We start from the raw sequence: 21,548 nt of genomic DNA on the forward strand, positions 1-21,548 counted from the left end.
CTCCCCCGCCCACCCGGTCGTCCACACGGGCCCGGCGGACACCGTCAGCCTGCGAACATCAGCCCGCGAACACGACGACGGCCGCCACCCCGAGCAACAGCAGCAGGAAGACCCCGCCCACCAGTACCGGTCCGAGCAGCGCCGGCGGTATCAACGGCCGCCGGCCCGGCTCCGGACCCGCCTCCGCCGCCACCGGCTCCACGGGCGGCCCGCCCCGGCCGCGCCGCCGCGGCGTCAACGGCACCAGCGGGCCGTCCGGCCGCAGCGCGAGGGCCCGCGCCGCCCGCTCCTCGTCGGCCGGCTCCGGCGCACCCGCCAGCAGGTCCGCCAGCTCCTGCCGGACGCCCACCGCGGTCGGCCGCAGCGTCGGGTCGGGCTGGAGCAGCCGCTCCACCACCGGCGCCACCGGCCCGCACACCGACGACGGCTCCCGCCGGCCGTCCCGCACCGCCGTGACCAGCTCCGGCACGCCGCGGTCCGGGAACGGCGAACGGCCGGTCACCAGCCGCTGCACCAGCACGCCCAGCGCCCAGCAGTCGCCCGCCGGGCCGCCGTCCAGCGGCCAGCGCTCCGCCACCGGGCCGACCAGCGTGGCCCGCACGTCGTAGCGGCGGCGCCCGCCGGGCCCGCCCAGCTCCTCGGCCAGCGCCTCCTCGGCCACCCCCGGCAGCAGACCGCCCAGCAGCGCCGCGCCGTCCTCGCAGACCAGCACCGACTCGGCGGTCACATTGCCGTGCGCGAGCCCCGCCTCGTGCAGCGCCCGCAGCGCGCCGGCCAGGTCGGCCGCCAACTCGGCCGCCCGGTACGGCGGAACCGGCCCGGCCGCGAGCAGGTCGGCCAGCGACACCCCGGCCGGCCGCTCCTCGACCGTCCAGAGCAGCTCGCCCTCGACGAACGCCCCGGCCCCCTGCAGCAGCCTGGGGTGCGTGGGCGCCGTCGAACCGGCCGCCGCCACCCGGCGGACCAGCCGCTCGCCCTGCTCCGGCACCACCTCGTCCGGATCGTGACCGCCCGTCAGCACCGCCGGCAGCTCCAGGCCGCGCAGCAGGACCGCGCCCCCGGTCACCTCGTCCACCGCGAAGGCGCGCAGCTCCTCCGGACGGTCCGTCAGCCGGTAACGCCCCGCCAGCACCTGAACCGGACCCGCTCGCATGCGTGTTCCTCTCGCTCGCGCCCCAGCCTAGTTGGCCGCCGGTCTACGCTCGATCACATGGACTGGACCGATCTGATCGACGCGGCCTTCGACGTGGCCGGCAACAGCAACAGTGACACCCGGGCCGCGGCCCTGCGCACCGTGGAGGCGAACGTGGCGCCCGACGAGAGGCCGGTCGCCTCCACCGCGGGGCGCCACCCCGACCATTTCCGCAAGGGCGTACTGGTCCTCACCACGCACCGGCTGCTCTTCCTGAAGGACGGGAAGCCGCCCGTCCCGGTTCCGCTCTCCGCGGTGACCGACGCGACCGTCAGCAGGTCCCGGCTCAACGGCGAGGTGCTGCTGGTGGTCGCCCTGACCGGCTCGCACCGGTTCGAGGACGTGGTCAAGGCCGAGGTGTTCGCCGAGCAGCTCAAGGCCGCCGCCCGGCTGGCCCGGACCGCCGCACAGGAGCTGCCCGCCACGCCGGCCGCGGCACCCGCGGCACCCGCCGCACCCGCCGCCTCCGGCGCCGAGCTGCTGGACCAGCTGGAGCGCCTCGCCGCCCTCCACACCGCCGGGGCGCTCACCGCCGAGGAGTTCAGCCGCGCCAAGCAGCGCCTGATCGGCTGAGCCGGCCGCGAGCGGCTACGGCGCGGGCTGGAAGGAGTCGAAGGCGACCTGGCGGGCCTGGGTGTTCGCCGGCGCGTTCCAGTCCGCGTCCGGGGTGGTCCAGTAGATCGCGTAGCCGTACTTGGCGGGCGTGCCGGTGACGAAACCCCGGTTGAGCGAGTGCATCCGGGGGTTGCCGTTGGTCCACTCCCAGTCGGCGGCGTTGGTCCACTCGCGGTAGGCGACGGTCTGGAGCTGGACCCGCTGGTAGTTGGAGACCTGGCCGCGCAGCCCGGGCTCGGACTCCTGCCAGTCGGCGACGGCGCTCGCGCCGGGGGTGGTGGTCCATTCGATCTTCAGGGTGCTGCCGTTGCCCTTGAACGTCCGGCGGGTCGCCTCCGAGCCGGCCGGCTGGAGCCAGTCCGGCAGCACGACCGAGAAGCCGGACGGGTCCTTGTACTCGTGGTGGCCGGCGGGCACGGCCGGGCCGGCCGGTGCGGTGGGGGACGGCGGGACGGCCGACGGGGTGCCCGGTGCGGCGGAGGTCTGCACCGGGGCCGGCGCCCCGGTGGACGCCGCCGGGGTGCCGGACGCCGCCTGACTCGCCGGGCCGCCCGCCGGCGCCGTGGCGGCCGACGAGGCGGACGTGGGCGAGGTGGCCGACGAGGGCGATGTCGCCGAGGTCGGCTTGTCCGTCGGGGACGTGGTGACCGCCACCGCCGGGGCGGTGCCACCCGCGCCCTTGGTCGACCGGTCGTCCGAGCCGCCGACGGCCTGGAGCACCGCGACCACCCCGGCGATCAGCACCAGGACCAGCACCACGGTGACCACGGCCAGCCGCCGCCGGCCCGTGCGCGGGTCGGCCCCGGCCGCCTGGGTCGCGCCCAGGGTCCACTCGCTGGTGACCGGCCGGATCGGCTCGGTCGCCGGCGCGCCGGCCGCGGGCTTCTCCGCAGTCCCGGCGCCGCCCTTCTCGTCACTGGCCGCGGTGGCGCCGGTTTCCCGGGCCTCCCCGGCGGCCTCGGCGTCCTTGGCCCGGCTGCCGACCCGGACGGTACCGAGCAGCCCGCCGACCGGCCGCTTCACGGCGGGCTTCGCGGCGGCCGGCTTCTCCGCCGCCACGGCGGCCCCGTCCCCGGTCTCCGCCGCGCCCTTGTCCTGCGCCGCCGGCTTCACCGGCATCGCGTGCTCGGTGGTCGACTCCGCCCGCGCGGTGGCCTCGGCCACCACCCGCTTCAGCATCGACCGGGTCTGCGAGGCGTCCAGCCGCTCGACCGGGTCCTTCTCCAGCAGCCCCTCGATCACCGGCCGCAGCGGCCCGGCGTTCAGCGGCGCGCCGAGCTCCTCGGTCATCACCGCCGTCAGGGTGGCCAGCGCCGAGCCCCGGTCGTACGGCGGCCGGCCCTCGACCATCGCGTACAGCGTGCCGCCCAGCGACCAGAGGTCGGCCGGCGGACCGGGCTTCTGCCCGCGGGCCCGCTCCGGGGATATGTACGAGGGCGCGCCGACCAGCATCCCGGTGGAGGTCACCGAGGCGTCCCCCTCCACGCTGGCGATGCCGAAGTCGGTGAGCACGACCCGGCCGTCCTCGCCGATCAGCACGTTGGACGGCTTCACGTCGCGGTGCAGGATGCCGAGCGCGTGCGCGGCGACCAGCACGCCCAGCACGTCGAGCGCGATCTCGGCGGCCCGGGCGGGCGCGAGCGGCCCGTCCTCCTTGATCACGTCCGCCAGCGAGCGGGACTCGACCAGCTCCATGACGATCCACGGCCGGTCGTCCTCCTCGACCACGTCGAAGACGGTGACCGCCGAGTTGTGCCGGATCCGGGCCGTCGCCTTGGCCTCGCGCAGCGTGCGGACGATCAGCCGGTGCTTCTCGTCCTCGTCGACGCTGCCGTGCATCCGCAGTTCCTTGACCGCGACGATCCGGCCCAGCATCTCGTCATGGGCTCGCCAGACGGTGCCCATGCCGCCGCGTCCGAGCACCGCGTCCAGCCGGTAGCGTCCGGCCAGAAGGCGGCCGGTGGAACCCTGCGCCTCGGTCATTCGGAACGTTCCCCCATGTGGTGCTGGCCGGTCGAGGTGACAGCGCGTCGGCCCGACGCCGGGCCCGAACGCCAAGCCTCCATCATCCCCTGTCCCGGGGGCCCGCGACCACCCGGCCCCCGGCCACGCGTGTCCGGGCCCGGCCGAACTCGGCGCTCCGTGCCCGATCTGTGATCGAAAACGCTGTCCGACCGGCCCGGGGCGCTGCTAACGTTCGGCCGCTCACAGTCTTTCCGGGGGGATTCGACGCCCATGACCGCACCCGCACCCGGCGCTGACGGCCAGTCGGGACGTCCGCGAACCGCCCAGCACTTCTCCGTCGCGCCCGAACCGGAGATCCCCGAGGGCTACGTCGCCCCCGGCATGCCCGGCGCCCCGGTGACCGGCTACCGGCCCGCGCCCGCCGACGCGCCCTCGCGCCGACGGCGGACCGGTCCGGCCGTCGTGGCCGCCGTCGCCGCGATGCTGGCCGGCGCGCTCGCCTACGGCGCCGCCGTGGCCCGGGTCGAGGGCGGCATCGGCTGGCTCGCCATCGCCCTGGCCGCCGCAGTCGCCTGGCCGCTCGGCCGGCTCGGCGGCCGCAGCCACGTGCTGCCGCCGCTCGGCGCGCTGCTGGCGGCCGGCGCGCTCTTCCTCGGCCAGCTGCTCGGCCGGACGCTGCGCCTGCACCACCTGACGGGCACCCCGTACGGCGAACTGCTCGGCGACGCCCTACGGCTCTGGCGCGCCGACCGGCACCCGCTGGACCTCGTCTTCTACGGCATCGCCGTGATCGGCGGCTTCCTGCTCACCCGGCGGACGGCCACCCCGAGCTAGCGCGGCCCCGGCCCCGGCCGGGGCCGGCCCGGACGCGACGGGGCCCCGCCGGATCGCGTCCGGCGGGGCCCCGTTCCGTCACTGCACGGCTGCTCAGCGGTGGTTGAGCGCCGGGTTAACCGTGACCTCGACCCGCTGGAACTCCTTGAGCTCCGTGTAGCCGGTGGTGGCCATCGCGCGGCGCAGCGCGCCGAACAGGTTCATGGTGCCGTCGGGGGTGTGCGACGGGCCGGTGAGGATCTCCTCGGTGGTGCCGACGGTGCCGAGGTCCACCCGCTTGCCGCGCGGCAGCTCCTCGTGCACGGCCTCCATGCCCCAGTGGAAGCCCCGGCCCGGCGCGTCGGTGGCACGGGCCAGTGCGGCACCGATCATCACCGCGTCGGCGCCGCAGGCGACGGCCTTCGGGATGTCGCCGCTGTAGCCGACGCCGCCGTCCGCGATCACGTGCACGTAGCGGCCGCCGGACTCGTCCATGTAGTCGCGGCGGGCGGCGGCCACGTCGGCGACGGCGGTGGCCATCGGCACCTGGATGCCGAGGACGTTGCGGGTGGTGTGGGCGGCGCCGCCGCCGAAGCCGACCAGGACACCGGCCGCGCCGGTGCGCATCAGGTGCAGCGCGGCGGTGTAGGTGGCGCAGCCGCCGACGATGACCGGGACGTCCAGCTCGTAGATGAACTGCTTGAGGTTGAGCGGCTCGGCGGCGCCGGAGACGTGCTCGGCGGAGACGGTGGTGCCGCGGATGACGAAGACGTCGACGCCGGCGTCCACGACGGCCTTGGAGAACTCGGCGGTGCGCTGCGGGGAGAGCGCGGCGGCGGTGACCACACCGGAGTCGCGGACCTCCTGGATCCGCTGCTTGATCAGCTCGGCCCGGATCGGGGCGGCGTAGATCTCCTGCAGGCGGCGGGTCGCGGCGGCCTCGTCCTCCAGCGCGGCGATCTCGTCCAGCAGCGGCTGCGGGTCCTCGTAGCGGGTCCAGAGGCCCTCCAGGTTGAGCACGCCCAGGCCGCCGAGGCGGCCGATCGTGATCGCCTGCTGCGGGGAGACCACGCTGTCCATGGGGGCGGCCAGGAACGGCAGCTCGAAACGGTAGGCGTCGATCTGCCAGGCGATCGAGACCTCCTTCGGGTCACGCGTACGCCGGCTGGGGACGACGGCGATGTCGTCGAATGCGTACGCCCGGCGGCCGCGCTTGCCTCGCCCGATCTCGATCTCAGTCACTTCGTTCGAGCCCTTCTGGTTTGTTGCTCATGCCCGCCGGGTCACCCCGGCCGCCCCCAGTATCCCGCACCGGCCCGTCGGCGCGCCGCGACGGCCCGCCCCCCGGACACGCGGAAGGGGCCCGTCGCTGCGGAAGCGACGGGCCCCTCGGCGTTCAGCGCGTCAGCGGCTCGTGTAGTTCGGCGCCTCGACGGTCATCTGGATGTCGTGCGGGTGGCTCTCCTTGAGGCCCGCCGAGGTGATCCGGACGAACCGGCCCTTGCTCTCCATCTCGGCCACGGTGGCCGCGCCGACGTAGCCCATGGTCTGCCGCAGACCGCCGACCAGCTGGTACAGCACCGCGGAGAGCGGGCCGCGGTAGGGGACCTGGCCTTCGATGCCCTCGGCGATCAGCTTCTCGTCCGACGTGACCTCGCCCTGGAAGTACCGGTCCTTGGAGAAGGACTTCGCCTGCCCGCGCGACTGCATCGCACCCAGCGAACCCATGCCGCGGTAGGACTTGAACTGCTTGCCGTTGATGAACAGCAGCTCACCGGGCGACTCCTCGCAGCCGGCCAGCAGCGAGCCCAGCATCACGGTGTCGGCACCGGCGGCGAGCGCCTTGCCGATGTCGCCCGAGTACTGCAGGCCACCGTCGCCGATGACCGGCACGCCGGCCGCCTGGCAGGCGAGCGCGGCCTCGTAGATCGCGGTGACCTGCGGGACGCCGATGCCGGCGACCACGCGGGTGGTGCAGATCGAGCCGGGGCCGACGCCGACCTTGACGCCGTCCACGCCGGCGTCGATCAGCGCCTGGGCGCCGTCGCGGGTGGCGACGTTGCCGCCGACCACGTCGACGCCGACGGCGGCCTTGATCTTGGCGATCCAGGCCAGGGCGTTGTGGCTGTGGCCGTGCGAGGTGTCCACGACCAGGAAGTCGACGCCCGCCTCGACCAGGGCCTGGGCCCGGTCGAACGCCTCGGCGCTGGCGCCCACGGCGGCACCGACCAGCAGACGGCCCTCGGCGTCCTTGGCGGCGTTCGGGTACTTCTCGGCCTTGACGAAGTCCTTGACGGTGATGAGGCCCTTGATCCGGCCCTCGTCGTCGACCAGCGGGAGCTTCTCGATCTTGTGGCGGCGGAGCAGGGCGATCGCGTCCTCGCCGGAGATGCCGACCTTGCCGGTGATCAGCGGCATCGGGGTCATGATCTCGCGGACCTGGCGGCTGCGGTCCGACTCGAAGGCCATGTCGCGGTTGGTGACGATGCCGAGCAGCTTGCCCGCCTCGTCCGCGATCGGCACGCCGCTGATGCGGAACTTGGCGCAGAGCGCGTCGGCCTCGGCCAGGGTGGTCTCCGGGCCGACGGTGATCGGGTCGGTGACCATGCCGGACTCGGAGCGCTTCACCAGGTCGACCTGGTTGGCCTGGTCCTCGACGGACAGGTTGCGGTGCAGCACGCCGACGCCGCCCTGGCGGGCCATCGCGATCGCCATCCGCGCCTCGGTGACCTTGTCCATCGCCGCGGAGAGCAGCGGGATGTTGACGCGCACGTTCCGGGAGACCCGCGAGGAGGTGTCGACCTGGTTCGGCAGCACCTCGGAGGCCCCGGGCAGCAGCAGCACGTCGTCGTACGTGAGCCCGAGCATCGCGAACTTCTCGGGTACGCCTGCGGCGTTGTAGGACATTTGGGGGTACCTTCCGTGGCCGGCCTATTCCGCTCGCGCCCTGAGGGTGGGGGCGCTGTCATCGCTCACTCGCTCAGGCCGCCGAAAGCTCGGTGTCTTCGGAGGAACCTCCAGGGGAACCCCGCTCGCACCCGCGAAACTTTGGCAACCCGCCCAGGCGCCGATACCCCATGGTACTGGCACCGCGAATGTGAACTCGTGTGCCCTTGACAACACCCGGCGCCCGTGGACCATTCCGACGAGCCGGCCGGGCGCCGGATTCAGGAGGACTCCTCCGCGAGCGCCCTCAGCCGGCTGAGCGCCCGGTGCTGGGCGACCCGGACGGCGCCGGGCGACATTCCGAGCACCTCGCCGGTCTCCTCCGCCGACAGCCCGGCGGCCACCCGCAGCAGCACCAGCTCGCGCTGACGGGCCGGCAGGTTGGAGAGCAGCTCCTTGGCCCAGGCCGCGTCGCTGCTGAGCAGCGCCCGCTCCTCCGGGCCGAGCGCCTCGTCCGGCACCTCCGGCAGGTCGTCCTGCGGGACGACGGTCGAGCCGGGCCCGCGCATCGCGGCCCGCTGGAGGTCGGCGATCTTGTGGGCCGCGATGCCGTAGACGAAGGCCTCGAACGGCCGGCCCTGGTCCCGGTAGCGGGGCAGCGCGCAGAGCACCGCCACGCAGACCTCCTGGGCGACGTCGTCCACGTGGTGACGGGCCCCGCCGGGCAGCCGCACCAGCCGGCCGCGGCAGTAGCGCAGTGCCAGCGGGTGGACGTAGGCGAGCAGCGCGTCGATCGCCGGACCCTCGCCGCGGACGGCCGCCGCGACCAGCTCACCGACCAGGGGGGAGCCGCCGGTACCGAGGACCGGCGCCCGGCCGATCCCGCTCCCGACACCCGCCCCGCCGACGGTCACGTCCTCGCCGGCGCCGTGGTCGGTCCCGTGGCCCGGCTCGCCGTCGCCGGAATCCGCGTACGACGGAGCGCCGCCCGGGCCGGAGGGCTCGGCCTCCACCGGGTCCGCCTCGCCGGCAGCACCGGCAACGTCGTCACGCATCGGTCCATGGTGCCTGGTCGAACGGGAAAACGCGGCACCGCGTCCGGAGTTGTGCACCGGAACGTTATGCGGTGCGGCACCGGGCACCGCGCCGCCGCGCACCACCGGCCCCTCCTGCACCGTGCCTCCCGCCCCGCCGCCGTCGGCGGTCCCGTCCGTCGCGCCGTCCGCCGAGTGTCCTGCGGCCGCGTGGTCCGCCGCAGCGCCTGTCCGCTGGTCCCCGAGGTGCTCCACTACTCCATGGTGCAACCTCGGGACCGTAACGTCACACGCCCCGGCGGGAGGAACCTCCAGCAGCGCGCCGCGCCCGGCGGCGCCGCCCGTGGTCAGCGGACCAGGCCCCAGCGGAAGCCCAGGGCCACCGCGTGCGCGCGGTCCGAGGCGCCGAGCTTCTTGAACAGCCGCCGGGCGTGGGTCTTCACGGTGTCCTCGGAGAGGAACAGCTCACGGCCGATCTCGGCGTTGCTGCGGCCGTGGCTCATGCCCTCCAGCACCTGGATCTCACGCGCCGTCAGCGTCGGCGCGGCACCCATGTCGGGGCTGCGCAGCCGGCGCGGGGCGAGCCGCCAGGTCGGGTCGGCGAGGGCCTGGGTGACGGTGGCCCGCAGCTCGGCGCGCGAGGCGTCCTTGTGCAGGTACCCGCGGGCGCCGGCTGCCACCGCGAGGGCGACGCCGTCGAGGTCCTCGGCGACGGTGAGCATGATGATCCGCGCACCCGGGTCGGCGGACAGCAGCCGCCGCACCGTCTCGACCCCGCCGAGGCCGGGCATCCGGACGTCCATCAGAACGAGATCGGAGCGGTCGGCCACCCAGCGGCGGAGGACCTCCTCCCCGTTCGTCGCGGTGGTGACCCGGTCGACACCGGGTACGGTCGCGACCGCGCGGCGAAGCGCCTCGCGGGCGAGCGGGGAATCGTCGCAAACGAGAACGGAAGTCATGACCGTCGTCCTCCGCAGCTGATCCGCGTCACGTTGAGCCTCCTGGCTGGTACGAATCTCTCCGACACGGCCGATTGGCGACGGACTACGTGCCGATCGCCTGAACTTCCCCGCGATCGTTCCCGACGTCCGGCGCCCGCTAACCGCCTCCGCACTTCCAACGACCGTCACTCGAATGAGTTACGGCTTTCAGGGCCATCTCCACCACTGTACGTGGCCAACCCGTTACCGATCAGCCGCATCGCGGTGCACACGCCGCACTTTTGTGCAGCTCGCGCGCGGTCGGCGTACGACCCGCACACCGGTGCCCGGTGCCGTGCGCCCGTCGGCCACCCGATTGCCACGGCCGCGCCCGCCGAAGTCCATGCCCACTTTGCCCGTTTTTATAGCTTTTGTATGGTCATTGACTGTTGTGCCACTCTGTGGGTGACTTGTCCATGGAGTTGCCGTAAGTCATATTTCCAGGTGTCCACACCAGCGCATCGAAGCCTCGCCGTGCCGCACCGCCCGAGCCCGCCGGTGACCGGCCCGTGGCCGACGAGCCTCTGAAGGGAATGAGCCATGGCAGATTTCTCCCGCCTCCCCGGCCCCAACGCCGATCTCTGGGACTGGCAGCTCTCCGCGGCCTGCCGCGGCGTGGACAGCTCGCTCTTCTTCCACCCCGAGGGCGAGCGCGGCGCCGCACGCAGTTCGCGCGAGGCCAGCGCCAAGGAGGTCTGCATGCGCTGCCCGGTACGCACCGAGTGCGCGGCGCACGCGCTGGCGGTCCGGGAGCCGTACGGCGTCTGGGGAGGCCTGACCGAGGACGAGCGCGAGGAGATGATGGGACGCTCGCGCAACCGTCTGGTGGAGGTGCCGCTGGCCGCGCCGACGGGGCTGCAGCGCTAGACGCTCGCCCGCGACGCGCCGTGGAGAAACGTTTCTTCGCGGCGCTTCACGCCGCCCGGGCGGCCGCTCCGCGCCGGGAGACGCGTACGGCCGCATGAGCCGGGGTCAGCGCCCGGCGGCCGCGCCCGCCAGCCGCTCCAGCATCAGCGCCACGGCCGGCACCTCGGCGAGGTCCGGCAGGGTCAGGGCGACCACCTGCCGCACCGCGGGCGCCCCCGAGGCGGTCCGCACCGGCACCGCCGACACGCCGTCAGGGCGCACCGACTCCAGCGCCAGCCCCGGCAGCACCGCAACCCCGAGCCCGGCCGCCACCAGGCCGACCACCGCCGGGTAGTCGTCGGTCGCGAAGTCGATCCGGGGCTCGAAGCCCGCCCCCGCACAGAGCTCCACCAGGTGCCCCCGGCACTGCGGGCAGCCGGCGATCCACTGCTCCCCGGCCAGCTCGGCCAGCTCCACCGGCCCGTCGCCCCGCCCGGCCAGCGGGTGCGCGGCGGGCAGCAGTCCGACCAGCGGGTCGTCCAGCAGCGGGGTGACCACCAGGTCGGACCAGTCGGTCCCCGCACTGAGCTGCTGGGCCTCCAGGTTGGCCTCGGCCCGCGCCTCGCGCGGCGTGCCGTGCGCGGGGAGGGCAGCCGGCGCCGGGGCGCCGCCGGGGGCCTGCGGGTAGCGGAAGGCCAGCGCCACCTCGCACTCGCCGCCGCGCAGCATCGCCAGCGACTCCGGCGGCTCCGCCTCGACCAGCGACACGCGGACCCCCGGATGGCCGTCCCGCAGCCGGGCGACGGCCGGCGGCACCAGGGTGGAGCTGGCGGTCGGGAAGGAGACCAGCCGCACCCGCCCGGCCCGCAGTCCGGCGATCGCCGCGACCTCCTCCTCCGCGGCGGAGAGCCCGGCCAGGATTCCGGTGGCATGCTTGAGCAGCACCCGCCCGGCCTCGCTCAGCTGCATGCCGCGCCCGGAGCGGACCACCAGCGGCGTGTCCACGGACTTCTCCAGGGCCTTCATCTGCTGGCTGATGGCGGGCTGCGTACAGCCCAGCTCGCGGGCGGCGGCGGAGAAGGAGCCGGTGCGGGCGACGGCACGCAGGACGCGCAGGTGGCGGGCCTCGATCATGCCTTAGTTATAAGCCAAGCTTTGCCATATGCAAAATTCTCCTGATAGTTGAACGCTGAACACGCCCAACGCCGGAGGCCCGGCCCGGCTCCCGGAGGAGCAGGGACCGGGCCTCCGGTCACTGATCAGGCGTCAGTGGGAGTGGCCGTGACCGCCGTGCGAGTGGCCGTTGTCGGCCTCCTCTTCCTTCTTCTCCACCACGAGGGTCTCGGTGGTGAGCAGCAGGGAGGCGATCGAGGCGGCGTTCTCCAGCGCGGAACGGGTCACCTTGACCGGGTCGATGACGCCGGCCTTCAGCAGGTCGCCGTACTCACCGGTGGCCGCGTTGAAGCCGTGACCGGCCTCCAGCTCGGCGACCTTGTGGGTGATGACGTAGCCCTCCAGGCCGGCGTTCTGGGCGATCCAGCGCAGCGGCTCGGCCAGCGCCTTGCGGACGACCGCGACACCGGTCGCCTCGTCACCCGACAGGCCCAGGCCGCCCTCCAGCACCTTGGCGGCGTGGACGAGGGAGGCGCCACCACCGGCGACGATGCCCTCCTCGACCGCGGCACGGGTCGCCGAGATGGCGTCCTCCAGGCGGTGCTTGCGCTCCTTCAGCTCCACCTCGGTGGCGGCGCCGACCTTGATGACGCAGACGCCGCCGGCCAGCTTGGCCAGGCGCTCCTGCAGCTTCTCGCGGTCCCAGTCGGAGTCCGTGTTGGCGATCTCGCCCTTGATCTGGGCGACACGGCCGGCCACGGCCTCGGCGTCACCGGCACCGTCGACGACGGTGGTCTCGTCCTTGGTGATCGTCACGCGGCGGGCGGTGCCCAGCACGTCCAGACCGGCCTGGTCGAGCTTGAGGCCGACCTCCTCGGAGATGACGGTGGCACCGGTCAGGGTGGCCAGGTCGCCGAGGATCGCCTTGCGGCGGTCACCGAAGCCCGGGGCCTTGACGGCGACCGCGTTGAAGGTGCCGCGGATCTTGTTCACCACGAGGGTGGACAGCGCCTCGCCGTCGACGTCCTCGGCGATGATCAGCAGCGGCTTCGAGGCACCGCCCTGCAGGATCTTCTCCAGCAGCGGCAGCAGCTCCTGGATGGAGGAGATCTTGCCCTGGTTGATCAGGATGTACGGGTCCTCCAGGACCGCCTCCTGACGCTCGGCGTCGGTGACGAAGTACGGCGAGAGGTAGCCCTTGTCGAACTGCATGCCCTCGGTGAAGTCCAGCTCCACGCCGAAGGTGTTGGACTCCTCGACGGTGATGACACCGTCCTTGCCGACCTTGTCGATCGCCTCGGCGATCAGCTCGCCGACCTGGGTGTCCTGCGCGGAGAGGGACGCGACGGCGGCGACGTCGTCCTTGCCCTCGATCTCGCGGGCGATGGACAGCAGGTGCTCGGAGACCGCGGCGACGGCCTTGTCGATGCCCTTCTTCAGGGCGGCCGGGCCGGCGCCGGCGGCGACGTTGCGCAGACCCTCGTTGACCAGGGCCTGGGCCAGCACGGTGGCGGTGGTGGTGCCGTCACCCGCGACGTCGTTGGTCTTGGTGGCGACCTCCTTGACGAGCTGCGCGCCAAGGTTCTCGTACGGGTCGTCCAGCTCGACCTCACGCGCGATGGTGACACCGTCGTTGGTGATGGTCGGCGCGCCGAACTTCTTGTCGATGACGACGTTGCGGCCCTTGGGGCCGATGGTCACCTTGACGGTGTCGGCCAGCTTGTTGACACCGCGCTCCAGCGAGCGGCGGGCGTCCTCGTCGAACTGCAGGATCTTCGCCATGTTCCCTATTCCCTCGGGGCTGCGGACGGCACGCCGGCCGCCGGACTACGTGAACCAACAACCACGCCCCGGGCCCCTGTCACTGGGACACGGATCCGGGGCGGGCTGGAACGACTGATACTTCTCGGTGCTGCTTACTTCTCGATGATGGCGAGAACGTCGCGCGCCGAGAGGACGAGGTACTCCTCGCCCTGGTACTTCACCTCGGTGCCGCCGTACTTCGAGTACAGGACGATGTCACCGACGGCGACGTCGAGCGGCAGACGCTGGCCGTCCTCGAAGCGGCCCGGGCCGACGGCCAGGACGACGCCCTCCTGGGGCTTCTCCTTGGCGGTGTCCGGGATAACCAGGCCGGAGGCCGTGGTGGTCTCGGCGTCGAGCGGCTGGACCACGATGCGGTCCTCGAGCGGCTTGATGGCAACCTTGCTGCTGGTGGTCACGTCCGAGCTCCCCTTCGGAGATTACGGGGTTGTCTAACGGGTAGTGGCGAACCTGCGGATCTGCCGTCGCGGGGGTCAGACACGCTTCTTCGCGTTAGCACTCTCCTGGTGGAGAGTGCCAAGGACGACCATAGGCCGCGGTTAGCACTCAGTCAACCAGAGTGCCAACGGCGCGCCCGTGCGTTTCGGGCGGCGCGATGAGTATCCGTACTCATGTGCGACGGACCTCCCCGGGCCAGACTTGCGCCATGGCCAACACCCCGGTCCGCATCGGACCGTCCCGGCCGCGGGACGCCCTGCTCGCGCTCGTGGCCCTCCTGCTCCTCGCGGCCGTCCCGGTCGGGGTCCTCCTGCTGACGCTCGCCGTCGCCGCGGCCGTGCACGGCGGACACGACGTCGTCCTCACCGTGGGCCTGTTCACCGCGGCGGCCGCCTGCGTCGCCGTCCCGCTGCCGGTGATGCTCCGCAGCCGGCGGGCCGGGTACGAGCTCCTGCCGGTCGCCGCCGTCCTGGCACCCTTCCTGCCCACGCTCTGGCTCTGCCTGGGCCTGCCCGGTCTGTGACCGGCGAGAATGGCCCTGTGGAGACCGAGAACCTGCAGCCCCTGCTGACCCCCCAGGGCCAGGCCCTGCTCGCCGAACTGCGCGAGTTCGCCCCCGAGGAGGAGCTGGCGCTGGCCACCCGGCTGCGGCGGGAGCACCCCGCGGAGCTGGTGTCGGCGGCGTTCGGCCAGGCCCGGCTGCGGCAGCGGGCGCGGGCCAAGTTCGGCGAGGACGCCGACCTGATGTACTTCACGCCCAACGGGGTCGAGCAGTCCACCCGGCGCAGCGTCGCCGAGTGGCGGGCGCAGCGCTTCGCCGGGCTGGGCGTGCGCCGGCTCGCCGACCTCTGCTGCGGGATCGGCGGGGACGTGCTCGCGCTGGCCCGGGCCGGGATCGAGGTGCTCGCGGTCGACCGGGACCCGGCGGCCTGTGCCGCCACCGCCGCCAACGCCGCCGCACTGGGCCTGTCCGACCTGGTCGAGGTGCGCTGCGCGGACGTCGCCGACGTCGACGTCACCGGCTTCGACGCGGTCTTCACCGACCCTGCCCGCCGCACCGCGCGCGGCCGGGTGTTCGACCCCGAGGCGTACGCCCCGCCGCTCTCCTGGGCGGTCGAGGCGGGCCGGCGCACCCGGGTCGGCGCGCTGAAGGTGGCCCCCGGCATCCCGCACGAGGCCGTCCCGGCGGACGCCGAGGCCGAGTGGGTCTCCGACCACGGCGACGTCAAGGAGGCGGTGCTCTGGTTCGGCACCGGGGCCCGGCGCCCGCACCGCGCCACCCTGCTGCCGCAGGGCGCCTCACTCGTCGGCGGCGACCTGCCCGACCCGCCGGCCGGCCCGGTCGGCCGCTACCTGTACGAGCCGGACGGTGCGGTGATCCGCGCCCACCTGGTCGCCGAGGTGGCCGGGCAGGTGAAGGGCCGGCTGATCGACCCGAAGATCGCCTACGTCACCTCGGACGAGCTGGTCGCCACCCCGTACGCGCACGCCTTCGAGCTCACCGACGTGCTGCCGTTCCACATCAAGAAGCTGAAGGCGCTGCTGCGCGAGCGGGGGGTCGGCACGGTGGTGATCAAGAAGCGCGGGATGGCGATCACCCCGGAGGAGCTGCGCCGCCAGCTGAAGCCGAGCGGCCCGAACTCCGTCACGGTGATCCTCAGCCGCACCGACCACGGCCCGCTGATGATGCTCGGCCGGCCGGTCCAGGCGCCGTAGGCGGTCGGAGACCCAGGCGGACGGGGGCCTGGGAGGTCGGGAGCCTAGGCGGTCGGGGCCTGGATGTAGTCCTCCAGCCGGGCCACTGCGAAGCCCTGCTCCTGGATCCGGGCCAGGAGCTCGCCGAACATCTGCGTCATCGTCGCGCCCTTGAGCTCCTTCGGGCCGCGGAAGTGCGCCAGGATGATGTCGCCGGACTTCAGCTTCTGGTCCGCCGCCTGGTACTGCATGTCGTGGATCTGCATCGACTCGCGCCAGAGCACGATGGCCCGCGGGCCGCACTGCTGCACGGAGGTGTTCAGGGTCGGCGTGTTGGCGCCGTCCCCGAACGGCGGGCGGAACAGCAGCGGCGCGGTGCCGTACTGCTGGGTGAGCGCGGACTGGGCGTCACAGATCTCGGACTTCTGCTTCTCCGCCGGGATCTTGCTCATCACCGGGTGGTCCACGGTGTGGTTCTGGACGTGGTTGCCGAGCGCCTGGAGCGGCTTGAAGTAGCCGTAGTTGTCCTTGACGATGTCGCGGGTCAGGAACATCGAGACCGGCACCTTGAGGTCGGTCAGCATCTCGACGAACTTCGGGTCCTTCTCGGCGCCGTCGTCGATGGTGACGAAGACGACCTTGTCGGCGGTCTTCACGTCGCTGAACACCGGTACCGGGCCCGTCCGTTGGAGCTTCACCGGCTTGTCGGCGGGCGGCGCGGGGGCGGGCGGCAGCGGCTTGAGGTTCCACTTCGCCCAGGCCGCGGCGTCCCCGGCGGCCGGCGCCGCGGCGGGCGTGGTGGCGCCCGGGGTCCGGCCGGCGGGCGTCCCGGAGGCGGCGCCGGAGGACTGCGCCGCGGCGGGCGTGGTGGCGACCATGGCCGCCTTGCCGGACCCGCCGCTGCCGCCGCTGCCGCATCCCGTGGCGGCGGCCAGCAGGGCCAGCGCCCCCACCGCGTACGTCCTCGCCCTGCCCCGCCCGTACCTCTTCACCGCGCCGCGCTCCCCGGTCCCGTCCAGCCGTCTCTCAGCTATGTGCACGGTAGCGGCCGGGTGTTCGGTTCCCGGACAGGCTTACGAGCGGCTACTCCACATGCTGGCTGACGAAGGACCAGCGGTGCACCGGGCGGCCGACCAGCCCGGCGGGCGGCTCTGCCACCGGCACCGGCTCCCCCGTCCACCAGGTGACGAGCAGTACGCGGTCGCCCGGCGCACCGAACAGCTCGGTGCGGACCAGGCCGGCCGAGCCGCGCAGCGCGGGCAGCGCGGTCTCCCGCACCCACTCGGCCAGCTCCGCGCCGCGCCCGTCGGCGGCCCGGGCCTCCCACATGGCGGCGGTGGTGGTCACTTCTCCCCGCCCAGCGCCTGGTAGGCCTGGCCGTGGAAGTCGGTGTGGGGGACGTGGACCTCGGTGACGGGCAGCGAGGAGTCGGCCGAGAGGTCGAAGGAGGACGGCGCGCGGTCGCGCCAGACCATCTCGGCGCCGAGCGCGGCGACCATCGCACCGTTGTCGGTGCACAGGCCCGGACGCGGCACCCGCAGCCGGATACCGGCCTTGTCGCAGCGCTGCTGGGCCATCTCGCGCAGCCGAGAGTTGGCCGCCACCCCGCCACCGATCATCAGGTGGTCGACGCCGTTCTCCCGGCAGGCCTTGACCGCCTTGCGGGTCAGCACGTCGGTGACCGCCTCCTGGAAGGACGCCGCCACGTCCGCGACGGGCACCTCCTCACCGGCCCGGCGCCTGGCCTCCACCCAGCGGGCGACGGCGGTCTTCAGGCCGGAGAACGAGAAGTCGTACTCCGGGTCCTTCGGGCCGCTCAGGCCGCGCGGGAAGGCGATCGCCTTCGGGTCGCCCTCGCGGGCGGTGCGGTCGACCACCGGGCCGCCGGGGAAGCCCAGGCCGAGCACCCGGGCCACCTTGTCGAAGGCCTCGCCGGCCGCGTCGTCGATGGTCGCGCCGAGCGGGCGGACGTCGCTGGTGATGTCCTCGCTGAGCAGCAGCGAGGAGTGGCCGCCGGAGACCAGCAGGGCCATCGTGGGCGAGGGCAGCCGGCCGTGCTCCAGCTGGTCCACGCAGATGTGCGAGGCGAGGTGGTTGACCCCGTACAGCGGCTTGTCCAGCGCCCAGGCGTAGGCCTTGGCGGCGCTGACGCCGACCAGCAGCGCGCCGGCCAGGCCGGGGCCGGCGGTGACGGCGATGCCGTCCAGGTCGCTCGCCTTGACGCCGGCGGTGTCCAGGGCGCGCTGGATGGTCGGGACCATCGCCTCCAGGTGCGCGCGGCTGGCGATCTCGGGCACCACACCGCCGAACCGGGCGTGGTCGTTGACGCTGGAGGCGACCGCGTCGGCGAGCAGCGTGGTGCCGCGCACGATGCCGACACCGGTCTCGTCGCAGGAGGTCTCGATGCCGAGGACGAGCGGTTCGTCAGCCATGGCGGGTTTCCTTCAGGTCCTTCGGTTCGGTGCTTGGGTGGTGGAGGCACATGACCAGCGCGTCGACGTTGGCCGGCTGGTAGTAACCGCGACGGATGCCGACCGGCTCGAAGCCGAACCGCTCGTACAGCCGCTGGGCGCGCGGATTGTCGACCCGCACCTCCAGCAGCAGTTCCGTGCAGCCGCGCCGGGCGGCCTCCCGGACGAGGTCGGCCAGCAGTGCCGCGCCGAGGCCGGTGCCCTGGTGGCGGTGGTCGACGGCGATGGTCTGCACGTCGCCCTCGCCGGCCACCACCATCAGCCCGGCGTAGCCGACGATCGCGCCGTCGGCGGTGGTGGCGACGGTGTAGTGGCGGGTGCCACCGGGGTGGGCCTCGGCCAGCTCGGACCAGTACATCCCGGTGGACCAGGCGTCCTCCGGGAAGAGCTCCAGTTCCAGCTCCATCACCGGGGCGATGTCCCACCAGCGCATCGGGCGCAGGGTGGCGGTGGCGGCCGCGCCGGCGGGGCGGGTCGCGCTGCTCGGACCGGTCACGCCGGGAGCACCGCCTTGTAGCCGGCCGGGACCTGGGCGTCCGGGCGGCGCAGGTAGAGCGGCACGTTGGGCAGCAGCTCTCGGCCCGCGGCCAGCTCGGCGGCGGCGAAGCCGGCCAGCGCGCCGGCCGAGACGTGCTCGGGCCCGTGCGCGCCCGGGAAGGCGTCCGGGTAGAGCAGGGCGCCGGCGCCGACCGCGCGCGGATGCGGCGTCAGCTCGGCCGGGCGGTCCACCGCGGGGCCCTCGGTGCGGCGGCCGTCGGCGTCGTACGAGGCCCAGTAGACCTCCTTGCGGCGCGCGTCGGTGGCCACCGTGAACGGCTCGCCGGCCAGGCCCTCGGCGCGGGCCTGGTGGGCGATCGCGTCCAGGGTGCAGACGCCGTGCACCGGGATGCCGAGCGCGTGGCCGAGCGCGGCGGCGGTGACCAGGCCGACCCGCAGCCCGGTGTACGGGCCCGGGCCGACGCCCACCGCGATGCCGGTCAGCCGGTGCTTGTCGACGCCTGCCGTCCGGAGCACCCGGTCGATGGCGGGCAGGAGGAGTTCACCGTGACGCCTGGCGTCGACCTGGTCGGTCTCGGCGAGGACCGCCGTGCCGTCGTGGACGGCGGCGGTGACGGCGGGGGTAGCGGTGTCGAACGCGAGCAGCAGCACGGGTCAAGGTTAGACCGGCCGGGGCGGGGGACGGCCGCCGGTCTTGCCCCGCCCGCCACGGCCCGGGTGCCGTCCGGGTCCCGGCAGGGTCCCGCCCGAGTGCCGTCCGGCTCCCGGCCCCGGTTTCCGGCCCGGTTTCCGGCCCGGTTTCCGACCTGCCCTGCCCCGCCTACGTTCCCGGTTCCGCCTTGGCTTCCGGCCCGGGTTTCCGACCTGCCCTGCTCCGTCTACGTTCCCGGTTCCGCCCCGCCCGATCGAGAAGGTGTCCGGATCCGGAACACACGTCCTACGGGGTGCGGGTCCCGGCGGACGGACCTGGCACGATGGGGCCGACGGGTTTTGGGACGGCGGTGGGAGCACACGTGGCGAAGATGGGTCCTGGAGTGGTGGTCACGGGGTTGACCCTGGGGGCCCTCGCGGTGGTGAGCCTGCTGGCCTTCCAGGCCAACGGCGCGCAGGACCGCGCGGGCGGCGCCCGCCCCAGCACCACCGCGTCCGCGTCGTCGAACGGACCGGCCGCCTCGGCCACCCCCACCGCCTCGGCCACCCCGACCTCGCCCGCGCTGCCCACCGTCTCGGGCACCGGCCTGCGGGTCGTCTACTCGGTCGGCAGTCACCACGTCTGGCTGGTCGACCCCAAGAAGAACCCGCAGGTGGTGGCCGAGTTCGCGGTCACGCCGGGCTCGGTGGAGCCGGTCCCCGGCAGCTACCCGGTCTACAGCCGGACCCCCACCAGCACCGGCACCGACGGCCGCCAGATCGAGCACGTGGTGCGCTTCGCCCAGCAGAACGGCGTGGTGTTCGGCTTCAGCGCGGCCGTGGACGGCGCCACGCCGACCGCCGACCCGAAGACCAAGACCGGTGGCATCCGCAGCAGCCGTCCCGACAGCCAGCTGCTCTGGGACTTCGCGCCGAACGGCACCAAGGTGGTCGTGATCGCCTGACCCGCCCGGCGCCCTGCGGGGTGCCCCGCGGGGCACCCACGGAAGGGGCGCAGGTAGGAGGGACGCAGGCGGGATGGGCGCAGGCGGCGGCTTCAGGCCGCGCGCGGGGTTCGGGCCGCCGGCCCGGCAGGCTCGTCCGGCACCCCTGCCGCCCTGGCGCCCTCGCGGCGCTCCGGCGGGGTGGAGACCGCCTCCGCAGCCGCACACGCGGCCAGCAGGGCTCGCATCGGCGCGCCCTGGACACTGCGGGCGGGCTCTCCGGCCCCGGTGCCGCGCGGCGCGCGCTCCGGGGCGGGGGTGGTGCTCGACATGGCGCCTCCCTAGTTAGGCAGACCTAACCGCAGCACCTATCCCATCACGCCCGGTCCCCCGCCCGCAACACTTTGCCGACAGCCTGTCGGCAACCGTCGGCGACGGGGCCGGGCGCGGCGAGGAGGGACGGGGGCGGCGACGGGGGGACGGGGGGCAGAAGCGAGGGCCCGCCGGGTCGGGCGGAGCCGGGCGGGTCGGGCGGAGCCGGACGGGTCGGGCGGAGCCGGACGGGTCGGGCGCGGGCTCAGGCGAGCTTCGCCAGCTCCACCCCGGCCCAACGCGGTCCGATCCCGGTCAGCACCACCCGGCGCGGGTCCAGGTCGTCGTCGTGCAGGTCGTCCTCGTCCGCGTCGTCCTCGTCCGCCGCGCCACCGAGGGTGCGCTCGATCCGGACCTCCAGCCGGTCCTCGGACAGCCGCTCGACCTTGCCCTCGCCCCACTCGACCACCACCACCGACTCCGGCAGCGAGACGTCCAGGTCGAGGTCCTCCATCTCGTCGAGGTCCCCGCCCAGCCGGTACGCGTCCACGTGCACCAGCGACGGGCCGCCGACCAGCGACGGGTGCACCCGCGCGATCACGAAGGTCGGCGACGTGACCGCCCCGCGCACCTGGAGCCCCTCCCCCAGACCCCTGGTCAGCGTGGTCTTCCCCGCACCCAGCTCGCCGGAGAGCAGGACGAGGTCCCCGGGCCGCAGCAGCGCGGCCAGCTCGCGGCCGAGCCGGCCCATCCGCTCGGGGGTGGCGACGGTGAGGGTGGCGTGCGAGCCCATGCGTGAATCAAGCCCTTCGGTGCGTTCCGTACGGCGGCGCGCCGACCACCGGGCGCCCCCGCTACGGTGCCACATCCCCGCCCGCCCGCGCTCCGGGCCCGGTCTGCACCGGTATCACCGCCTTGGCGGCCGGGGCCGGCGGTTCAAGACCCCCGCGCGAAGTCACACTCCATGAAGTCCGTCGCGGTCTCGCGACTTCCACCGTCGCCGCCCTGGCCTCGGCCTCCGTCATCGCCACCGCCCCCGCCCCCGTCACCCTCGCCGCCCTCGCCGCCCTCGCCGCCCTCGCCGTCCGCGGAACGACGGCCACCAGCGGCCAGGCCCCGGCCGCTGCCCAGAACGTCCGCCCGCACCTGGCGCCCCGCGGTCGTCCCGTACGCCGGGGGGGCCGGGGCGGGACCCCGCCGAGCCGCCCGGCCCCTGCGGGGGGTGGTAGAGCAAACCACCGCCCCCCCCCCAGCCCACCCCCCCCCCCCCCCCCGCCCCCGGGGCGCCGGGG

General features: G+C 74.1%; 22 protein-coding genes. 6 read left to right on the plus strand and 16 right to left on the minus strand.

Features of this window, described 5'->3' with window-relative positions:
• Nucleotides 1–58 precede the first annotated feature (58 nt).
• On the minus strand, nt 59–1,153 hold the full coding sequence (locus tag ACFC1F_RS20195) for a hypothetical protein (protein WP_376160029.1): 1,095 nt from the start codon (nt 1,151–1,153) through the stop codon (nt 59–61).
• Nucleotides 1,154–1,210: 57 nt separating this feature from the next.
• Here ACFC1F_RS20195 and ACFC1F_RS20200 point away from each other — a divergent pair, with 57 nt between their 5' ends.
• Nucleotides 1,211–1,765, plus strand: coding sequence for an SHOCT domain-containing protein (locus ACFC1F_RS20200; protein ID WP_376160031.1), 555 nt, complete (start codon nt 1,211–1,213; stop codon nt 1,763–1,765).
• Nucleotides 1,766–1,780: 15 nt separating this feature from the next.
• Here ACFC1F_RS20200 and ACFC1F_RS20205 read toward each other — a convergent pair whose 3' ends face one another.
• Nucleotides 1,781–3,790 carry a protein kinase gene (locus tag ACFC1F_RS20205; protein WP_376160033.1) on the minus strand — a complete coding sequence of 670 codons (2,010 nt, stop codon included), beginning with the start codon at nt 3,788–3,790 and terminating at the stop codon, nt 1,781–1,783.
• Nucleotides 3,791–4,042: 252 nt separating this feature from the next.
• On the opposite strand from ACFC1F_RS20205, the gene ACFC1F_RS20210 reads away from it, so the two are divergent.
• Nucleotides 4,043–4,606 (plus strand): hypothetical protein, encoded by a 564-nt coding sequence (locus ACFC1F_RS20210; RefSeq protein ID WP_376160035.1) that lies wholly within the window; start codon nt 4,043–4,045, stop codon nt 4,604–4,606.
• A gap of 93 nt (nt 4,607–4,699) precedes the next feature.
• Here the strand turns inward: ACFC1F_RS20210 and ACFC1F_RS20215 are convergent, their stop codons facing one another.
• From ACFC1F_RS20215 to ACFC1F_RS20230, 4 genes are all read right to left on the minus strand, one after another.
• Nucleotides 4,700–5,827: a GuaB3 family IMP dehydrogenase-related protein gene (locus ACFC1F_RS20215; protein ID WP_148644419.1), complete on the minus strand. Its 1,128-nt coding sequence runs from the start codon at nt 5,825–5,827 to the stop codon at nt 4,700–4,702.
• Nucleotides 5,828–5,989: 162 nt separating this feature from the next.
• Nucleotides 5,990–7,492 (minus strand): IMP dehydrogenase, encoded by a 1,503-nt coding sequence (gene guaB / locus ACFC1F_RS20220; RefSeq protein WP_376160037.1) that lies wholly within the window; start codon nt 7,490–7,492, stop codon nt 5,990–5,992.
• A gap of 260 nt (nt 7,493–7,752) precedes the next feature.
• Nucleotides 7,753–8,352, minus strand: coding sequence for an RNA polymerase sigma factor ShbA (gene shbA, locus ACFC1F_RS20225; RefSeq protein WP_148644972.1), 600 nt, complete (start codon nt 8,350–8,352; stop codon nt 7,753–7,755).
• A 500-nt stretch (nt 8,353–8,852) separates the two neighbouring features.
• Complete coding sequence (locus ACFC1F_RS20230; protein WP_014136228.1) at nt 8,853–9,464, minus strand: response regulator transcription factor; 612 nt, start codon at nt 9,462–9,464, stop codon at nt 8,853–8,855.
• 561 nt (nt 9,465–10,025) lie between these two features.
• Here ACFC1F_RS20230 and ACFC1F_RS20235 point away from each other — a divergent pair.
• The gene (locus tag ACFC1F_RS20235; RefSeq protein ID WP_148644417.1) at nt 10,026–10,352 is read left to right on the plus strand and encodes a WhiB family transcriptional regulator; all 327 of its coding nucleotides are present in this window, start codon (nt 10,026–10,028) and stop codon (nt 10,350–10,352) included.
• A 105-nt stretch (nt 10,353–10,457) separates the two neighbouring features.
• On the opposite strand, the gene ACFC1F_RS20240 is transcribed toward ACFC1F_RS20235, so the two are convergent.
• From ACFC1F_RS20240 to groES, 3 genes are all read right to left on the minus strand, one after another.
• Nucleotides 10,458–11,465 (minus strand): LysR family transcriptional regulator, encoded by a 1,008-nt coding sequence (locus tag ACFC1F_RS20240; protein WP_376160039.1) that lies wholly within the window; start codon nt 11,463–11,465, stop codon nt 10,458–10,460.
• Nucleotides 11,466–11,597: 132 nt separating this feature from the next.
• The gene (gene groL / locus ACFC1F_RS20245) at nt 11,598–13,226 is read right to left on the minus strand and encodes a chaperonin GroEL (RefSeq protein ID WP_209414095.1); all 1,629 of its coding nucleotides are present in this window, start codon (nt 13,224–13,226) and stop codon (nt 11,598–11,600) included.
• 134 nt (nt 13,227–13,360) lie between these two features.
• Nucleotides 13,361–13,666, minus strand: coding sequence for a co-chaperone GroES (gene groES / locus ACFC1F_RS20250; RefSeq protein ID WP_014136232.1), 306 nt, complete (start codon nt 13,664–13,666; stop codon nt 13,361–13,363).
• Between the two features lie 248 nt (nt 13,667–13,914).
• On the opposite strand from groES, the gene ACFC1F_RS20255 reads away from it, so the two are divergent.
• Nucleotides 13,915–14,229, plus strand: a complete 315-nt coding sequence (locus tag ACFC1F_RS20255) for a hypothetical protein (protein WP_376160041.1) — start codon at nt 13,915–13,917, stop codon at nt 14,227–14,229.
• The gene (locus tag ACFC1F_RS20260; protein WP_376160043.1) at nt 14,226–15,422 is read left to right on the plus strand and encodes a methyltransferase domain-containing protein; all 1,197 of its coding nucleotides are present in this window, start codon (nt 14,226–14,228) and stop codon (nt 15,420–15,422) included. The genes ACFC1F_RS20255 and ACFC1F_RS20260 overlap by 4 nt, the downstream gene beginning before the upstream one ends.
• A 44-nt stretch (nt 15,423–15,466) precedes the next feature.
• On the opposite strand, the gene ACFC1F_RS20265 is transcribed toward ACFC1F_RS20260, so the two are convergent.
• The 5 genes from ACFC1F_RS20265 to tsaB all read right to left on the minus strand — a co-directional run bounded on the left by ACFC1F_RS20265 (nt 15,467) and on the right by tsaB (nt 19,021).
• Nucleotides 15,467–16,393, minus strand: coding sequence for a polysaccharide deacetylase family protein (locus tag ACFC1F_RS20265; protein ID WP_376160045.1), 927 nt, complete (start codon nt 16,391–16,393; stop codon nt 15,467–15,469).
• 91 nt (nt 16,394–16,484) lie between these two features.
• Nucleotides 16,485–16,748 carry a hypothetical protein gene (locus ACFC1F_RS20270; RefSeq protein ID WP_376160047.1) on the minus strand — a complete coding sequence of 88 codons (264 nt, stop codon included), beginning with the start codon at nt 16,746–16,748 and terminating at the stop codon, nt 16,485–16,487.
• The gene (tsaD, locus tag ACFC1F_RS20275) at nt 16,745–17,833 is read right to left on the minus strand and encodes a tRNA (adenosine(37)-N6)-threonylcarbamoyltransferase complex transferase subunit TsaD (RefSeq protein ID WP_376160049.1); all 1,089 of its coding nucleotides are present in this window, start codon (nt 17,831–17,833) and stop codon (nt 16,745–16,747) included. The genes ACFC1F_RS20270 and tsaD overlap by 4 nt, the downstream gene beginning before the upstream one ends.
• Entirely contained in the window at nt 17,826–18,305 is a 480-nt protein-coding gene (gene rimI / locus ACFC1F_RS20280) for a ribosomal protein S18-alanine N-acetyltransferase (protein WP_376160056.1), read from the minus strand. The genes tsaD and rimI overlap by 8 nt, the downstream gene beginning before the upstream one ends.
• A 59-nt stretch (nt 18,306–18,364) precedes the next feature.
• Nucleotides 18,365–19,021 carry a tRNA (adenosine(37)-N6)-threonylcarbamoyltransferase complex dimerization subunit type 1 TsaB gene (gene tsaB, locus ACFC1F_RS20285; RefSeq protein ID WP_209414091.1) on the minus strand — a complete coding sequence of 219 codons (657 nt, stop codon included), beginning with the start codon at nt 19,019–19,021 and terminating at the stop codon, nt 18,365–18,367.
• Nucleotides 19,022–19,392: 371 nt separating this feature from the next.
• On the opposite strand from tsaB, the gene ACFC1F_RS20290 reads away from it, so the two are divergent.
• Nucleotides 19,393–19,965 (plus strand): hypothetical protein, encoded by a 573-nt coding sequence (locus tag ACFC1F_RS20290; RefSeq protein ID WP_376160058.1) that lies wholly within the window; start codon nt 19,393–19,395, stop codon nt 19,963–19,965.
• Nucleotides 19,966–20,057: 92 nt separating this feature from the next.
• Here the strand turns inward: ACFC1F_RS20290 and ACFC1F_RS20295 are convergent, their stop codons facing one another.
• A complete protein-coding gene (locus tag ACFC1F_RS20295; RefSeq protein WP_376160051.1) occupies nt 20,058–20,276 on the minus strand; it encodes a hypothetical protein in 219 nt (72 codons plus the stop codon).
• A 245-nt stretch (nt 20,277–20,521) separates the two neighbouring features.
• Nucleotides 20,522–21,049, minus strand: a complete 528-nt coding sequence (tsaE, locus tag ACFC1F_RS20300) for a tRNA (adenosine(37)-N6)-threonylcarbamoyltransferase complex ATPase subunit type 1 TsaE (protein WP_376160053.1) — start codon at nt 21,047–21,049, stop codon at nt 20,522–20,524.
• Between the last annotated feature and the right edge of the window lie 499 nt (nt 21,050–21,548).

This window comes from Kitasatospora sp. NPDC056181, from assembly GCF_042266225.1.
GTDB lineage: Bacteria > Actinomycetota > Actinomycetes > Streptomycetales > Streptomycetaceae > Kitasatospora.

What these genes read in the sequence shown, in the direction of transcription:
- ACFC1F_RS20195 (WP_376160029.1), bottom strand. Translation starts at nt 1,153, where the DNA reads ATGCGAGCGGGTCCGGTTCAGGTGCTGGCGGGGCGTTACCGGCTGACG.
- ACFC1F_RS20200 (WP_376160031.1), top strand. Translation starts at nt 1,211, where the DNA reads ATGGACTGGACCGATCTGATCGACGCGGCCTTCGACGTGGCCGGCAAC.
- ACFC1F_RS20205 (WP_376160033.1), bottom strand. Translation starts at nt 3,790, where the DNA reads ATGACCGAGGCGCAGGGTTCCACCGGCCGCCTTCTGGCCGGACGCTAC.
- ACFC1F_RS20210 (WP_376160035.1), top strand. Translation starts at nt 4,043, where the DNA reads ATGACCGCACCCGCACCCGGCGCTGACGGCCAGTCGGGACGTCCGCGA.
- guaB (WP_376160037.1), bottom strand. Translation starts at nt 7,492, where the DNA reads ATGTCCTACAACGCCGCAGGCGTACCCGAGAAGTTCGCGATGCTCGGG.
- ACFC1F_RS20230 (WP_014136228.1), bottom strand. Translation starts at nt 9,464, where the DNA reads ATGACTTCCGTTCTCGTTTGCGACGATTCCCCGCTCGCCCGCGAGGCG.
- ACFC1F_RS20235 (WP_148644417.1), top strand. Translation starts at nt 10,026, where the DNA reads ATGGCAGATTTCTCCCGCCTCCCCGGCCCCAACGCCGATCTCTGGGAC.
- ACFC1F_RS20240 (WP_376160039.1), bottom strand. Translation starts at nt 11,465, where the DNA reads ATGATCGAGGCCCGCCACCTGCGCGTCCTGCGTGCCGTCGCCCGCACC.
- groL (WP_209414095.1), bottom strand. Translation starts at nt 13,226, where the DNA reads ATGGCGAAGATCCTGCAGTTCGACGAGGACGCCCGCCGCTCGCTGGAG.
- ACFC1F_RS20255 (WP_376160041.1), top strand. Translation starts at nt 13,915, where the DNA reads ATGGCCAACACCCCGGTCCGCATCGGACCGTCCCGGCCGCGGGACGCC.
- tsaD (WP_376160049.1), bottom strand. Translation starts at nt 17,833, where the DNA reads ATGGCTGACGAACCGCTCGTCCTCGGCATCGAGACCTCCTGCGACGAG.
- rimI (WP_376160056.1), bottom strand. Translation starts at nt 18,305, where the DNA reads ATGCGCTGGTGGGACATCGCCCCGGTGATGGAGCTGGAACTGGAGCTC.
- ACFC1F_RS20290 (WP_376160058.1), top strand. Translation starts at nt 19,393, where the DNA reads ATGGGTCCTGGAGTGGTGGTCACGGGGTTGACCCTGGGGGCCCTCGCG.
- ACFC1F_RS20295 (WP_376160051.1), bottom strand. Translation starts at nt 20,276, where the DNA reads ATGTCGAGCACCACCCCCGCCCCGGAGCGCGCGCCGCGCGGCACCGGG.
- tsaE (WP_376160053.1), bottom strand. Translation starts at nt 21,049, where the DNA reads ATGGGCTCGCACGCCACCCTCACCGTCGCCACCCCCGAGCGGATGGGC.